The organism is Variovorax restrictus, assembly GCF_051216715.1.
In the GTDB taxonomy this organism is placed as follows: Bacteria; Pseudomonadota; Gammaproteobacteria; order Burkholderiales; family Burkholderiaceae_C; genus Variovorax.
The window spans coordinates 745,337-759,041 of sequence record NZ_JBPJZH010000001.1 but is presented as its reverse complement, the minus strand read 5'-3'; the positions used below and the strand labels follow the sequence as shown (position 1 = coordinate 759,041).

Genomic DNA, 13,705 nt, shown 5'->3' with positions numbered 1-13,705 from the left:
AAGACGGTTGCGAGGGCGCACAGCGCACGCAGCAGCTCATCCGCCATATGCGACCCCGCAGCGCTGGAGGTGTGCACGCCAGCTCGTCAGCGGGCCGATCTCTCCGTCCGGCACGCAGGCCAGCACGCCGTGGAGCACCTCGGCATAGCACGCGAGCGGCAGGCGCACCATGAGCCGCACCCGCGGCGCGCTGTGCTCGCAGGCCGCGCCGGCGTGCAGCAGCGGTTCGCAGCGCAGCACGCCCACCCCTTCGCACGCCGCCAACGCCCGGCGGACGCGACAGGCATCGACCGAAGCGACCGTGAGATCGAGGACGTGGAAGGTCGTCTCGCAGACGACGGGGGTGGCACCGGGGGCTCCCGGTAGGCGGCGTAGGCCATGGCATTCCTGCTGGAAATGAACAGAAAGCCAGTGTCGGAAAAGCCCCGTCAAAACGGTGCAAAGCCTCCGGGCGGCGGCGTAAAGAAGGCGTCAATGCAGCGAGGCCAAGACGCACGCTCGATCAGCAGCCGACAGCCTGACCGTCGCGCCGGTGGTCGGAGCCGGCCGCGTACACGATGCCGCCGCCCTCGGGGCCGGAAGGCAGTCGCTGTGCCAGCTGCGCGGCGCCGAACAGCAGATTGCCCGGCACCGTCTTCTCCGGCACATGGCCCAGGGCCTGCAGGCCTTCGACCACGGCATCGGGGACGGTCGGCTCGACCGTCAGCGTGGCCGCGTCGTTGATGCGCCAGCGCGGCGCGTCCGAACAAGCCTGCGGGTTGAGTTCTTCGACGACGTGCCGCAGCACCATCTGCACATGGCCCTGCGCCTGCATGTTGCCGCCCATCACGCCGAAGGCCATGACGGGCTGGTCGTCGCGGGTCAGGAAGGCCGGGATGATGCTGTGCTGCGGGCGCTTGTTGCCAGCCACTTCGTTCACATGACCCGGCGTGGTGACGAAGCCCGAGCCGCGGTTGTGCAACGCGATGCCGGTGCCCGGCACCACCACGCCGGAGCCGAAGCCGCGGTAGTTCGACTGGATGTACGACACCATGCGGCCCTCGGCGTCGGCCGTACACAGGTAGACGGTGCCGCCCACTGGCGGTGCGCCGGCGGCGTAGCGCCCGGCGCGCTTCGGGTCGATCAGGCGCGCGCGTTCGCGCAGGTAGGCGGGCTCGAGCAGTTGCGCCGACGTGAATTGCATGTGCGCCGGGTCACCCACGTGCGTCTGTAGGTCGGCGAAGGCCAGGCGCATGGCTTCGATCTCGAGGTGCATGCGCGCGGTGGAACCGATGGCCGTGTCTTCGTAGGGCAGGTGTTCGAGCATGCCCAGCGCCATCAGCGCCGCGATGCCCTGCCCGTTCGGCGGAATCTCGTGCACCTGATGGCCACGGAAGCCCACACCGATCGGCTCGACCCATTCGCTGCGGTGGGCGGCCAGGTCAGCCAGGCCCAGGGCCGCGCCATGCGACGCCGCGAAGGCGCTGATCTCGTTCGCCAGCCGGCCGGTGTAGAAGGATTCACCCCGCGTGCGTGCGATCTCTTCGAGCGTGTCGGCCTGCTGCGCGAAACGCCAGACCTCGCCCACCGCCGGTGCGCGGCCGCGCGGCATGAAGGCCTCGAAACCGGGGTACGACTGCAGGTCGCGGACGGCCTCGGCCCACTGCCCGGCGATGACCGGGCTCACGGGGAAGCCGTCGCGCGCATGGCGAATCGCATCGACGAACAGGTCGTCGAAGGGCAGCGCGCCGAAGCGCTCCGACAGCGACGCCCAACCGGCCACCTGGCCCGGCACGGTGACCGTGTCCCAGCCGCGCGCCGGCATGGCGCTCATGCCCTTGAAACGCGCGGCGTCCCAGCCCGCGGGCGAGCGGCCCGAGGCGTTGAGGCCGTGCAGCCGGCCGCCCTCCCACACCAGCGCGAAGCCGTCGCCGCCGATGCCGTTCATGACCGGCTCGACCACCGTCAGCGTGATGGCCGCCGCCAGCGCGGCGTCGATGGCGTTGCCGCCACGGGCAAAGGCGGCCGCACCGGCCTGCGCGGCCAAGGGCTGTGACGTGGCGATGACATTGCGCGCCAGCACCGGCTGCCGGCCGGACGGATAGGGAAGGGACCAGTTCATGAATTGTTGGGTGAGGGACGGAAAAATGGCGGGAGGGCTACTGCATGGTCATGCCGGACTGCTTGACCAGGCGTTCGGTCTTGACCAGTTCCTTGGCGATGACCGACTCGAACTCCTTGCGGCCGCCCACCGCGGGCTCGGCACCGGCGGCCGCGAACTTCACCTTGAAGTCCGGGTCTTTCATCAGCTTGGTCAGCGAGGCGTCGAGCTTGTCGAGGATGGGCTTGGGCGTGCCCTGGGGCGCGACGATGCCGTACCAGACCACCACGTCGAAGTCGGGGTAGCCCTGCTCGGCGATCGTCGGGATGGCCGGTGCGATGGACGAGCGCTGCGGGCTGGTCACGCCCAGCGCGCGCAGCTTGCCGTCGGCGACGAAGGGCATGCTGGTCACGATGGTGTCGAAGAACATCGACACCTCGCCGCTCACCACCGCCGGCAGCGCCTGCGCCGCGCCCTTGTACGGCACATGAAGGATGTCGATGCCCGCCACGGCGCGCAGCATTTCACCGGCCAGGTGCGAGGTGGTGCCCGCGCCGAAGGACGCATAGGTCAGCTTGCCCGGGTTAGCCTTGGCGTAGGCCACCATTTCCTGCACCGTCTTGAACGGCATCGCCGGGTTCACCACCAGCATGTTGGGCGTGTACGCCACCAGCGCCACCTTCTCAAAAGCCTCGGGGCTGTAGTTGAGCTTCTTGAAGGTGAAGCGGTTCGTCACCATCGATGCCGGCCCGGACATCAGCAGCGTGTAGCCGTCGGCCGGCGCGCGGGCGGCCAGCTCGCTGCCGATGAGCGTGGCCGCGCCGGGCTTGTTGTCGACGACGAAGCTCTGCTGCAGGTCGGTCGTCAGGCCGTTGGCGATCAGGCGGGTCAGCTGGTCGGTGCCGCCGCCCGCGCCGAAGGGGACGATGATCTTGACGGGTTGGGTGGGCCAGGGGGTGGCTGGCGTCTGGGCCATGCCGTGGGACGCGAAAACCGCCGCCAGGAGCGCGACGCAGCGTTGGAGCGAGCGCAATGTCATTGCATACCTCTTGCAGATGGTGGAAAAAAGAAACATCTGCAATTGCGCAATTAGCATGCCTGAATCAATGTCTCGAATTGCCGCAATTTCGGAAATACGCAATTCGCAAGCAGATCCGTCGATCGCTTGCACTGAATTGCACATGGCGCATGAATCGGTGCGTATTTCCCGAACCGATTGCGTGCATGAAGGAAGGCGCTACGCTTTTTTCGGCGACTCCGGCGCCATGAATTTCTCCAGGCTCGCGATGGTTCGTTCGGCATGCTGGCGCAGCACTTTCTCGACCTCCTCCGCCGGGCCGGCCCGCAAGGCATCGATGATGTAGCCGTGTGCACTGCGCGAGCGGTTGGGTCTGTCGGACTTTTCCAGCCACAGCCGCATGTGCGGCTCGACCACCGAATGCAGCGACGAGATCTGCCGCATCAGGCGGGGGTTGTGGCTCAACGAGCAGAGGTATTCGTGGAATTGACGATGCAGCGACACCCATTCCTGGACATCATCCTCGGCCAATTCCATTTGCCGGATCAGATCGGCCAGCACCGCAATGTGCTTTTCCTGGATCGTGGGGAAAGCCACCCGCGCCGCCAAGCCTTCGAGCACGGCGCGCATCTGGAACACCTCGACCATTTCGGCGGTCGACAGCTTGCGCACCACCGCCCCGCGGTGCGGCCGGATGTCGACCAGGCCTTCGGTCGCCAGCCGGCGGAAGGCTTCGCGCACCGGCATGCGGCTGGTGCCGATCTCGGTGGCGATTTCCTCGGGAATCAGGCGGTCGCCCGCTCGGTACTGCCCGCTGCGGATGCGCTGGATGATGTGGCTGTAGGCCTCTTCCTCGGCGGTGAACGAGGCCGTGAGACCGGTCAGGCGATGGATGTCCGTCATGCGCGAACCTCGGTCGCCACCACACCGGCGCGATGCTGAATGTAACTTTGTATCCACATATACGTGGATGGAGTCTAGAGGGCTTGGTGTCCGGGCACAAGCCTTCAGCCAGCTTTACGAAGAGGCGGCGTCGCCGCGCGCGTTCGCCACGGCGCGCGCCAGATGCGCCACGTCGGCCACGACCAGCGCCTTGCCGTCCTTGTGAAGCACGCCCTGGCGCACCAGCGCGTTCAGCTCGCGCGTGACCTGTTCGCGGTTGGTGCTGATCTGGCTGGCCAGCGCCGCGTGCTTGGGCGACGGCTCCAGCCGGGAGCGGTTGTCGGCCACGCCGGTGGCCTGCGCCATGCGCAGCAGCTCGGCCTGCAGGCGCTGCGGCACCTCGAGCGTGCTGAGGTCGATGATGCGTTCGGACAGCTGGCGCACCAGCGACGCCAGCCGAAGCATCACGCGCTCGGCCAGCAGCGGCTCCTCGCGCAGCAGCGCGCGGAAGTCGGCCGGCGCGAGGCTCGCGAGCACGCTGGGCTGCAGCGTGAGCACGTCGGCCGAGCGCGGGCCGCCGTCGATGGCCGCCAGTTCGCCGAACAGCTCGCCCTCCCCGCAGTCGCGGAAGGTGACCTGGCGGCCGCTGGCCGCGTAGGTGGTGATGCGCACGCCCCCCGACACGATGAAGTAGACGTCGCCCTCGTCCTGCGCCCGCAGCACCAGCGGCTCCGGCGTCGGCGCTCTGCCAGCGGCAGGCCTGGGCCACGCGGTCGAGCCGGTCGTCGGGCAGTGCGTCGAACAGGGCGACGCGGCGCAGCGCGAGAGAAGAACGAACAGGAGGATGGGGCATGCGGAGGGGCGCCAGGGCGCGCGGATTATGCTCGGGCGCCCCTTCGAGCCGCCTGCATGCCCGTCCGTTCCCCGCCCCGCCTCACCCTCCCCACACGGCGGAACCTGCGGTGGACCAGCGGGCTGATCCTGCTGGGCTACGTCACCGGCCATCTGCTGAACCATGCGCTGGGCCTGGTGTCGCTGGCCTTCGCCGAGGCGGTGCTGCACGCGGTGCACGGCTTCTGGCACAGCCTGCCGGGCACGCTGCTGCTGTACGGCGCGGCCACCACGCACCTGGTGTTGGCGCTGCAGGGCGTGTGGGAGCGCCGCAGCCTGCGCATGCCGCCGATCGAAGCGGTGCGGCTGCTGCTGGGCTTCTCGCTGCCGCTGCTGCTGGCGTCGCACCTGAGCGCCATGCGCTGGGCCTACGAAGTCTTCGCACTGGAGCCCTCGTATGCGCGGGTGGTGCGTGGGCTGTGGAGCGTCGGCGGGGCGAGCGGCCAGTTCGCGCTGATGGCCGCGGCCTGGGCGCATGGCTGCCTCGGCGTGCACCTGGCGATGCGGGCGCGGGCCGGCTACCGGCGGCATTCGCACCTGCTGCTCGCGGCCGCGGTGCTGCTGCCGGTGCTGGCCGCGGCCGGCTTCCTCGGCATGGGCCGCGAGCTGCAATGGTCGGGCGTGATGCCGCCGCAGGTGCCCACACCGGCACAGGGCGTGGCCATCGACCGGGCCGAGCGCCACATCGAACTGTTCTACGGCTTGTTGCTGCTCACCGTGTTCGCCGCTCGCGGGCTGCGCCTGCGCCGCGCGCGCCGGCCCGGTGCGTCGATCGTGCTGCGCTACCCCGAACGCAGCGTGCATGTGCCGCGCGGCTGGAGCGTGCTCGAAGCAAGCCGCGCGCATGGCATCGCGCACCTGTCGGTGTGCGGCGGCCGGGCGCGCTGCTCGACCTGCCGCGTGCGCGTGAGCGGCCCTGCAGAAAACCTGGCCGCGCCGGGCCGCGACGAGCGCCGCACGCTGGCCCGCGTGCGCGCACCGGCCGACGTGCGCCTGGCCTGCCAGCTGCGGCCACGCGGCGACCTCACGGTCACGCCGCTGTTCGAGACCGGCACCGCCACGCAGCCGGCCCGCTTCGGCCGCGAGCGCGATGTGGCGATCCTCTTCGTCGACCTGCGGCGCTGGTCGGGCCTGTCGGAACACCAGTGGCCCTTCGACCTGGCCTATCTGCTGGAGCGCTACTTCGCCACCGTCGGCGCCGCGGTGCGCGACAGCGGGGGCGTGCCCAACCAGTTCATCGGCGACAGCGTGATGGCGATCTTCGGGCTCGACGTCGACCTGCCCACGGCCTGCCGCCAGGCCATGGATGCCGCCGCACTGATCGGCGAGCGCATGGACGCCTGGGGCGCCGGCTTCGAGGCGCAGTTCGGTCACCGGCTCGACTTCGGCATGGGCCTGCACGCCGGGCGCACCGCGGTCGGCGAAGTGGGATACCTCGAGACGACCACCTTCACCGCCGTGGGCGAGGTGGTCAACACCGCGAGCCGGCTGCAGGACCATTCGAAGGTGGCCGATGCGCGGCTGGTGGTCTCGGTGTTCGCGGCCCGTCAGGCCGGCATGGCCGATCGATTCGGCCCCGCGCACACGGTGCAGTTGCGCGGCCGCGCCGAACCCCTCGAGGTGCTGCACGTGCCGCGGCCTGCGCGGGCCGAACTGCCGAGCTGACGAAAACTGTGCGCTGGCGCACATCGTGAAACGGTCGCGGCAAAGAGACTTCGGGTTCCAGCCAACGTCCCTGCGGGCCGTGGCACGAACAACGAAAGACCCGTCACCATGCACACCAAGCACCTCCTCGCCCTCTCCGCCCTCGTTCTGGCCGCCGGCACCGCCACCGCGCAGACCGTTCCCGCCGAAGCCTGGGTCGGCACGCCGATCATCGCCACTGGCGCCGCGGATCGCGCCGACGTCGCCGCCGACCTGCAACGCAATGCGCGCATCGCTGCCGCAGCGCCCGAAGCCTGGGTCGGCACGCAGGCCTCGGCCGGCATCGCCGCCGGCACGCTCAGCCGCGCCGAAGTGCAGGCCGACCTGAACCTGTGGCGCCGCGCCGGCCTGGAAACCGCATCGCTGGCCGCCACGGCCCAAAGCAACGCGCCGGTCTACGCGCAACAGGTCGCCGCCTACCAGCGCGCCCGCCAGAGCGGCGTCTACACCGCCGAACTGCAACGCGTGCAGGGTGCCACCGGCAGCGCCGCCGCTGGCCACACCACGCCCGTGGCGCAGTAAGCGATGAACACCGCACGCACCGACGCGCTCGGCCAACTGCTGCTTCGCCTCACCCTCGGCGGGCTGATGCTGGTGCACGGCCTGTGGAAGGTCTTCAACGGCGCCGACGGCATCTACCGCATGGTCGACGCGGCCGGCCTGCCGACCGCCATCGGCCACCTCGTCTACGTCGGCGAGGTGCTCGCACCGGTGCTGGTGCTGCTCGGCCTGTTTACCCGGCCGGCCGCGCTGGTGATCGCCTTTCACATGGTCGTGGCGCTGCTGCTGGCCCACACCAGCCAGTTCTTCACGCTGTCCAAGAGCGGCGGCTGGGCGCTGGAGCTGCAGGCCTTCTTCCTGCTGAGCGCGCTGGTCATCGCACTGCAGGGCGCCGGCCCGCTGCGCGTGGGCAAGCCCGCGACGCGATGGTGGCAGTGAGCCCCGCGCATGCGCCGCGTCAGGGCACCAGCCGGTAGCCCACGGCCGTCTCGGTCAGCAGGTGCTTCGGCTGGGCCGGGTCGGCCTCCAGCTTCTGTCGCAGGTGGCCCATGTAGATGCGCAGGTAGTGGCTCTGTTCCGAATGCGACGGGCCCCACACCTCCCGCAGCAGCTGCCGCTGCGTGAGCACGCGGCCCGCGTTCGCCACCAGCACGCCGAGCAGGCGGTATTCGGTGGGCGTGAGATGCACCTCGGCGCCCGCGCGGCGCACTAGGCGTGCGGCGCGGTCGACCTCGACCTCGCCGAAGCGGAACAGCGGCTCGCCCGCCTCGCCGTTCGCCACGCTGCCCGCCGCCGCACGTGGCCGGCGCAGGTTGGCCCGCACGCGCGCCAGCAGCTCGCCGGTGCCGAAGGGCTTGGTGAGGTAGTCGTCGGCACCGGCGTCGAGTGCCGCGATCTTGTCGGCCTCGTCGATCCGCGCCGACAGCACGATGATCGGCACCGCCGACCAACCGCGCACGTCGCGGATCAGCCCGACGCCATCGCCGTCGGGCAGGCCCAGGTCGAGCACCAGCAGGTCGGGCTGGCGCGTGCCAGCCGCCGCCAGGCCGTCGCGCACGGTGCCGGCTTCGTGCACCAGCCAGCCTTCGGATTCCAGCGTGCCGCGCACGAAGCGGCGGATCTGCGGTTCGTCCTCAATGACGATGGCAACAGGTTGGGACATGGCGCTCAAGAAGGTTGATCGTCGGCTTCGGCCGATGCGGGAGGCGGTCGGCGCGGCAGCGTGACCGTGAATTCTGCGCCGCCTCCCGATGCGTTCGCCGCCGTGATCTCGCCGCCATGCGCGCCGACGATGGCCTTGCAGATCGCCAGCCCCAGGCCGACGCCCGGCGTGGCCGATTCGGTCTGGCCGCGCGTGAACTTGTCGAACAGCAACTGTTCACGGCCACGCAGCGCCGCCGGCAGGCCCGGGCCGTGGTCGCGCACCGACAGCACCAGCGCATCGACCGTCGCGTGCGCCCCGACGACGATGGGCGGCGCGCCGTACTTGGCGGCGTTCTCGAGCAGGTTGACCAGCACGCGCTCGATCAGCACCGCGTCGAACTCGACCAGCGGCAGGTCCGGTGCGAGCGCGGTCTGCACCGTGCGCTCACTCAGCGCGGGCTGCGCCGAGCGGATGGCCGCACCCACCACCTCCTCCACCGATTGCCAGTCGCGCCGCAGTTGCACCGTCCCGCCCGCACCGCCGGCTTCGAGCCGCGCCATGTCGAGCAGGTTGTTGACCAGCGCATGCAGCGACCGCGCCTGCGCGACGATGGCCTGCGCCGTCTCGCCGCGCGCATCGGATGCACCGGGCCCGGCCGTCTGCAGCGATTCGGCCAGGCCGATGAGCGCCGTGAGCGGCGTGCGCACGTCGTGCGAGATGGCGCCCAGCAGCGTGTTGCGCAGGCGTTCCGATTCCATCTCGACCACCGCCTGCTGCGCCACCTCGACGTAGTGCACCCGCTCCAGCGCGATGGCGATCTGGCGCGCCAGCGTGTCGAGCTGCTGCGCCTGTTCGGGGATGAGCAGCCAGCGCGGCTGCGCGGGCGCCAGCGCCAGCACGCCGCGCACCCGCATCGGCGCCTTCAGCGGCACGTAGTGCCAGGCCTGTGCGGCCAGCGTGGCGGTGGCGAGACCGGCCGGCTGGCCCTGGCGGAAGGCCCAGTCGGCCACGTTCGCGTCGAAGCCCGGTGGTGGCGACGTCGGCATGACCAGGCGGTCGTTCGCATCGGTCACCAGCACCAGCGCCTGGCCGCCGAAGTGGCCCCGCACCGCCGCAGCGCCGAGTTCGACGACCTGTGCGCTTTCGAGCGCGGCCGAGAGCTCGCGCGTGAGCTCGAACAGCGACTGCGCGCGTCGCTCGCGGCTGGTCGATACGCCAGCCGCGAAACGCAGGCCGGCGGTGAGTTGCCCGACCAGCAGGCCGACACCGAGCATCACCGCAAAGGTCACCAGGTACTGCACGTCGCCCACCGCGAACGAGAGCCGCGGCGAGACGAAGAAGAAATCGAAGGCCGCCACGTTGAGCAGCGCCGCCAGCGCGGCCGGCCCGCGGCCGAAGCGCATCGCGACGCCGACCACGCCCAGCAGGAACAGCATGACGATGTTCACCTGCTCCAGCACGCCCGACAGCGGCGTGGCGATCAGCGTGACGGCCACGCCCATCGCCGCAGCCCACACGTAGCCGGGCCAGCGCGCGTGCGACCGGTCGGCGTCGTCGGGGATGCCGTCGCCGGTCGCCACGTCGCGCGCGGCGCCGAGCAAGGTGCGGCCGAGGCGGCGCGAGCTTTCCGCACGCGCCGTCTCGACGATGTCGAGCGCAGGCTCCAGCCGCGCCAGCTCGCGCATGAGCGAGGCCGACGGCCACCACCGGCGCCAGCCCGCCACCGGCGCCGCACGACCGACCACCAGCGTCGCGCAGTTCAGCCGCTGCGCCTGCGCGATCAAGGCCTGCGCCACGTCGGCACCGGTCAACACGGCCGTCGCCGCACCCAGCTCCTCGGCCAGCTTGAGCACCGCGAGGATGCGGTCGCGCTGCGCGGCGGGCAGCCGTTGCAGCGCCGGCGTCTCGACATACGCGGCGTGCCAGCGCACGTTGAGCTGGCCGGCCAGCCGCGCAGCGGTGCGCACCGTCTGCGCCGCGCCCTCGTGCGGGCCCACGCAGGCGAGGATCGCGCCCGAGGTGTTCCAGGCCTGGGGGCCCGCGTCGCCGTTGGGGCCCGACTGCTCGACGCGCCAACCCCGCACGTCGTCTTCCACGTGCTCCGCGGTGCGACGCAAGGCGATCTCGCGCAGCGCGATCAGGTTGCCCTTGCGAAAGAAGTTCTGTGCCGCACGCTCGGCCTGCTGGGGCAGGTAGACCTTGCCCGCCGCCAGGCGCGCGGTGAGTTCGTCGGGCGTGACATCGACCAGCACCACCTCGTCGGCCTCGTCGAGCACGGTGTCGGGCACCGTCTCGTGCACGCGCACACCCGTGATGGCGCCGACCGTGCCGTTGAGGCTCTCGAGGTGCTGCACATTGAGCGCCGACCAGACGTCTATGCCGGCGGCGAGCAGTTCCTGCACGTCCTGCCAGCGCTTGGCGTGGCGCGAGCCCGGCGCGTTGGAATGCGCCAGCTCGTCGACCAGCAGCACCGCGGGTTGGCGCGCCAGCGCCGCGTCGAGATCGAACTCGGCCAGCGTTCGGCCGCGGTAGGCGATGTCGCGCAGCGGCAGGCGGTCGAGGCCCGTCAATAACGCAGCCGTCTCGCTGCGGCCGTGCGTCTCGACCACGCCGATGAGCACGTCGCGGCCGGCGGCGCGCTCCCGCTGCGCGGCCGTGAGCATGGCCCAAGTCTTGCCGACGCCGGCGCTCGCGCCGAAGTAGATGCGCAGGCGCCCGCGGCGGGCGCGGGCGTCGTCGCTGCGCATCTGCGCGAGCAGTGCGTCGGGGTCGGGGCGAGGGGCGTCCATGCGCAGGTTTTACTTCATGGCATCGAGCGCCAGATTGAGCGCCAGCACGTTCACCCGCGGCTCGCCGAGAAAGCCGCCGACTGGCGCTTCGGTGTGGCGCGCGACGAGCGCGTTGACCTGGTCGATCGGCAGGCCGCGCACCCGCGCGACCCGGCCCGCCTGGTAGGCCGCTGCGGCCGGGCTGATGTCCGGATCGAGCCCGCTGGCCGATGCCGTCACGAGGTCGACCGGCACCGGCGCCGTGTTGCCCGGGTCGGTCGCGCGCAGGGCCTCGACACGGGCCTTGACCGCATCGACCAGCGCCGGGTTCAGCGGCCCCTGGTTGGAGCCACCCGACGCGGCGGCGTTGTAGGCCATCGGCGCGGTGGCCGACGGGCGGCCCCAGAAGTGCTTGGGGTCGCTGAAGTTCTGCCCGATCAGCCGCGAGCCGATGACCTGGCCGTCGCGTTCGATCAGGCTGCCGGCGGCCTGGTCCGGGAACACGGCTTTCGCGGTGCGGTGACGGCCAAGGGGTAGAGCAGCCCGGTGAGCGCGCTCAGCAACACGAAGAGCACGAGCGCAGGACGAAGAATGGTTTTCATGGTGTCTCCTTCAGACGAGGTGCACGGCGACGAGAAGCCAGTCGATCAGCTTGATGCCGATGAAGGGCACGACGAGGCCGCCCAGGCCGTAGATGGCGAGGTTGCGGCGCAGCAGCGCTGCGGCACCGACGGGCCGGTAACGCACGCCCTTGAGCGCCAGCGGGATCAGGAACACGATCACCAGCGCATTGAAGATGACGGCACTCAGGATGGCCGACGACGGGCTCGCGAGCTGCATCACGTTGAGGGCACCGAGCTGCGGGTACGTCGACACGAAGATCGCCGGGATGATGGCGAAGTACTTCGCCACGTCGTTGGCGATGCTGAAGGTGGTGAGCGAGCCGCGCGTCATGAGCAGCGCCTTGCCGGTCTCGACCACCTCGAGCAGCTTGGTCGGGTTGGAGTCGAGATCGACCATGTTGCCCGCCTCCTTCGCGGCCTGTGTGCCGCTGCCCATCGCCACCGCCACGTCGGCCTGCGCCAGCGCGGGGGCGTCGTTGGTGCCGTCGCCGGTCATCGCGACCAGCCGACCTTCGGCCTGGTACTGGCGGATCAACGCCAGCTTGTCTTCCGGCGTGGCCTCGGCCAGGAAATCGTCGACGCCCGCCTCGGCGGCGATGGCCGCTGCCGTGAGCTTGTTGTCGCCGGTGATCATCACCGTCTTGATGCCCATGGCACGCAGCTCGGCGAAGCGCGACTGGATGCCGGTCTTGACGATGTCCTTGAGTTCGACGATGCCCAGCACGCGCGGGCCTTCGGCCACGGCCAGCGGCGTGCTGCCGCGGCGTGACACCTCGTCGGCGGCGCGCAGCACCTCGGGCGCCATGTGGCCGCCCAGCGCTTCGACATGCTTGCGCACCGCGTCGACCGCGCCCTTGCGCAGGAGGATGGCGTCGACGTCGAGGCTGTTGCCGGCAGCCGGCAGGTCGACACCGCTCATGCGCGTCTGCGCCGTGAAAGGCACGAAGCCTGCCTCCGCGATCGCTGTGTCGTCGGTGCCGCTGCGACGGGCCAGCTCGACGATGCTGCGACCTTCCGGTGTTTCGTCCGGCAGCGACGACAGCAGCGCTGCGCGCGCCAGGCGATCGGCCGTCACGCCCGGTGCCGGCAGGAAGGCGCTGGCCTGGCGGTTGCCGTGCGTGATGGTGCCGGTCTTGTCGAGCAGCAGCACGTCGACGTCGCCGGCGGCTTCCACCGCGCGGCCCGAGGTCGCGATGACGTTGGCCTGCATCATGCGGCTCATGCCGGCCACACCCACCGCCGACAGCAGGCCGCCGATGGTGGTCGGGATCAGGCACACCAGCAGCGCGACCAGCGCGGTCAGCGACACGACCGAGCCCGTGCCCATCGCGCTCACGCTGAACACCGAAAAGGGCAGCAGCGTGACCGTGACCATCAGAAACACAATGGTCAGCGCCACCAGCAGGATGGTCAGCGCGATCTCGTTGGGCGTCTTGTTGCGCTTGGCCGCTTCGACCATGCCGATCATGCGGTCGAGGAAGGACTCGCCCGGGTTCACCGAGATGCGCACCACCAGCCAGTCGGAAAGCACGCGGGTGCCGCCGGTCACGGCCGAGAAGTCGCCGCCCGACTCGCGCACCACCGGTGCCGATTCGCCGGTGATGGCGCTCTCGTCGACCGAGGCCACGCCTTCGATGACTTCGCCGTCGAGCGGGATCACGTCGCCCGCCTCGACCAGCACGACGTCGCCCTTGCGGAGATTCGGCGCCTGCTCGGGAAGGAAGCCGGCGCCGTAGTGCGGCTCCTTGAGCTTCTTGGCCCAGGTGTCCTTGCGCAGCCCGCGCAGCGACGCGGCCTGCGCCTTGCTGCGGCCCTCGGCCAGGGCCTCCGCGAAGTTGGCGAAGAGCACGGTGAACCACAGCCAGATGGTGATGGCGAGTACGAAGGCCGGTGGCATGCCGGTATCGCCCGGGAAGCTCAGCGCGTGCACCCACAGCAGCGTCGTGAGGATGCTGCCGATGTAGACGATGAACATCACCGGGTTGCGCCATTGCACGCGCGGGCTCAGCTTGGCGACGGCGCCCCACAGCGCGGGCTTGACCAGCGCCATGTCGAAGAGCGAGAGAGAGTTTTCAGTTTTCGAGGTCATGGTGC

The 13,705-nt window shown here is 70.5% G+C and carries 11 protein-coding genes and 1 pseudogene; 3 read left to right on the top strand and 9 right to left on the bottom strand.

Annotation, left to right across the window (positions count from 1 at the left end):
- Positions 1 to 36 precede the first annotated feature (36 nt).
- The 5 genes from ACSFA0_RS03540 to ACSFA0_RS03520 all read right to left on the bottom strand — a co-directional run bounded on the left by ACSFA0_RS03540 (position 37) and on the right by ACSFA0_RS03520 (position 4,703).
- On the bottom strand, positions 37 to 432 hold the full coding sequence (locus tag ACSFA0_RS03540; protein ID WP_435448858.1) for a hypothetical protein: 396 nt from the start codon (positions 430 to 432) through the stop codon (positions 37 to 39).
- Between the two features lie 70 nt (positions 433 to 502).
- Positions 503 to 2,101 (bottom strand): gamma-glutamyltransferase family protein, encoded by a 1,599-nt coding sequence (locus ACSFA0_RS03535; RefSeq protein WP_435448857.1) that lies wholly within the window; start codon positions 2,099 to 2,101, stop codon positions 503 to 505.
- A gap of 37 nt (positions 2,102 to 2,138) precedes the next feature.
- The gene (locus tag ACSFA0_RS03530; protein WP_435448856.1) at positions 2,139 to 3,119 is read right to left on the bottom strand and encodes a Bug family tripartite tricarboxylate transporter substrate binding protein; all 981 of its coding nucleotides are present in this window, start codon (positions 3,117 to 3,119) and stop codon (positions 2,139 to 2,141) included.
- Between the two features lie 198 nt (positions 3,120 to 3,317).
- Complete coding sequence (locus tag ACSFA0_RS03525; protein ID WP_435448855.1) at positions 3,318 to 4,001, bottom strand: GntR family transcriptional regulator; 684 nt, start codon at positions 3,999 to 4,001, stop codon at positions 3,318 to 3,320.
- Positions 4,002 to 4,115: 114 nt separating this feature from the next.
- Positions 4,116 to 4,703, bottom strand: a complete 588-nt coding sequence (locus tag ACSFA0_RS03520) for a Crp/Fnr family transcriptional regulator (RefSeq protein ID WP_435448854.1) — start codon at positions 4,701 to 4,703, stop codon at positions 4,116 to 4,118.
- Positions 4,704 to 4,889: 186 nt separating this feature from the next.
- Between ACSFA0_RS03520 and ACSFA0_RS03515 the strand changes: the two genes are divergently transcribed.
- The 3 genes from ACSFA0_RS03515 to ACSFA0_RS03505 all read left to right on the top strand — a co-directional run bounded on the left by ACSFA0_RS03515 (position 4,890) and on the right by ACSFA0_RS03505 (position 7,514).
- Positions 4,890 to 6,536: an adenylate/guanylate cyclase domain-containing protein gene (locus ACSFA0_RS03515; RefSeq protein WP_435448853.1), complete on the top strand. Its 1,647-nt coding sequence runs from the start codon at positions 4,890 to 4,892 to the stop codon at positions 6,534 to 6,536.
- Positions 6,537 to 6,644: 108 nt separating this feature from the next.
- Positions 6,645 to 7,097 (top strand): hypothetical protein, encoded by a 453-nt coding sequence (locus ACSFA0_RS03510; protein ID WP_435448852.1) that lies wholly within the window; start codon positions 6,645 to 6,647, stop codon positions 7,095 to 7,097.
- Between the two features lie 3 nt (positions 7,098 to 7,100).
- Positions 7,101 to 7,514 carry a DoxX family protein gene (locus ACSFA0_RS03505; RefSeq protein ID WP_435448851.1) on the top strand — a complete coding sequence of 138 codons (414 nt, stop codon included), beginning with the start codon at positions 7,101 to 7,103 and terminating at the stop codon, positions 7,512 to 7,514.
- A gap of 19 nt (positions 7,515 to 7,533) precedes the next feature.
- On the opposite strand, the gene kdpE is transcribed toward ACSFA0_RS03505, so the two are convergent.
- The 4 genes and pseudogenes from kdpE to kdpB form a co-directional block, all read right to left on the bottom strand.
- Positions 7,534 to 8,238 (bottom strand): two-component system response regulator KdpE, encoded by a 705-nt coding sequence (gene kdpE, locus ACSFA0_RS03500; RefSeq protein WP_435448850.1) that lies wholly within the window; start codon positions 8,236 to 8,238, stop codon positions 7,534 to 7,536.
- A gap of 5 nt (positions 8,239 to 8,243) precedes the next feature.
- Positions 8,244 to 11,009 carry a DUF4118 domain-containing protein gene (locus ACSFA0_RS03495; protein ID WP_435448849.1) on the bottom strand — a complete coding sequence of 922 codons (2,766 nt, stop codon included), beginning with the start codon at positions 11,007 to 11,009 and terminating at the stop codon, positions 8,244 to 8,246.
- 9 nt (positions 11,010 to 11,018) lie between these two features.
- Positions 11,019 to 11,590 (bottom strand): annotated as a pseudogene (kdpC, locus tag ACSFA0_RS03490) (potassium-transporting ATPase subunit KdpC).
- 10 nt (positions 11,591 to 11,600) lie between these two features.
- On the bottom strand, positions 11,601 to 13,700 hold the full coding sequence (gene kdpB, locus ACSFA0_RS03485; protein ID WP_435448848.1) for a potassium-transporting ATPase subunit KdpB: 2,100 nt from the start codon (positions 13,698 to 13,700) through the stop codon (positions 11,601 to 11,603).
- Between the last annotated feature and the right edge of the window lie 5 nt (positions 13,701 to 13,705).

Excerpts from the sequence above, each read along its gene's own strand:
- ACSFA0_RS03535 (WP_435448857.1), bottom strand. The coding sequence starts at position 2,101 with ATGAACTGGTCCCTTCCCTATCCGTCCGGCCGGCAGCCGGTGCTGGCG.
- ACSFA0_RS03530 (WP_435448856.1), bottom strand. The coding sequence starts at position 3,119 with ATGACATTGCGCTCGCTCCAACGCTGCGTCGCGCTCCTGGCGGCGGTT.
- ACSFA0_RS03525 (WP_435448855.1), bottom strand. The coding sequence starts at position 4,001 with ATGACGGACATCCATCGCCTGACCGGTCTCACGGCCTCGTTCACCGCC.
- ACSFA0_RS03515 (WP_435448853.1), top strand. The coding sequence starts at position 4,890 with ATGCCCGTCCGTTCCCCGCCCCGCCTCACCCTCCCCACACGGCGGAAC.
- ACSFA0_RS03510 (WP_435448852.1), top strand. The coding sequence starts at position 6,645 with ATGCACACCAAGCACCTCCTCGCCCTCTCCGCCCTCGTTCTGGCCGCC.
- ACSFA0_RS03505 (WP_435448851.1), top strand. The coding sequence starts at position 7,101 with ATGAACACCGCACGCACCGACGCGCTCGGCCAACTGCTGCTTCGCCTC.
- kdpE (WP_435448850.1), bottom strand. The coding sequence starts at position 8,238 with ATGTCCCAACCTGTTGCCATCGTCATTGAGGACGAACCGCAGATCCGC.
- ACSFA0_RS03495 (WP_435448849.1), bottom strand. The coding sequence starts at position 11,009 with ATGGACGCCCCTCGCCCCGACCCCGACGCACTGCTCGCGCAGATGCGC.
- kdpB (WP_435448848.1), bottom strand. The coding sequence starts at position 13,700 with ATGACCTCGAAAACTGAAAACTCTCTCTCGCTCTTCGACATGGCGCTG.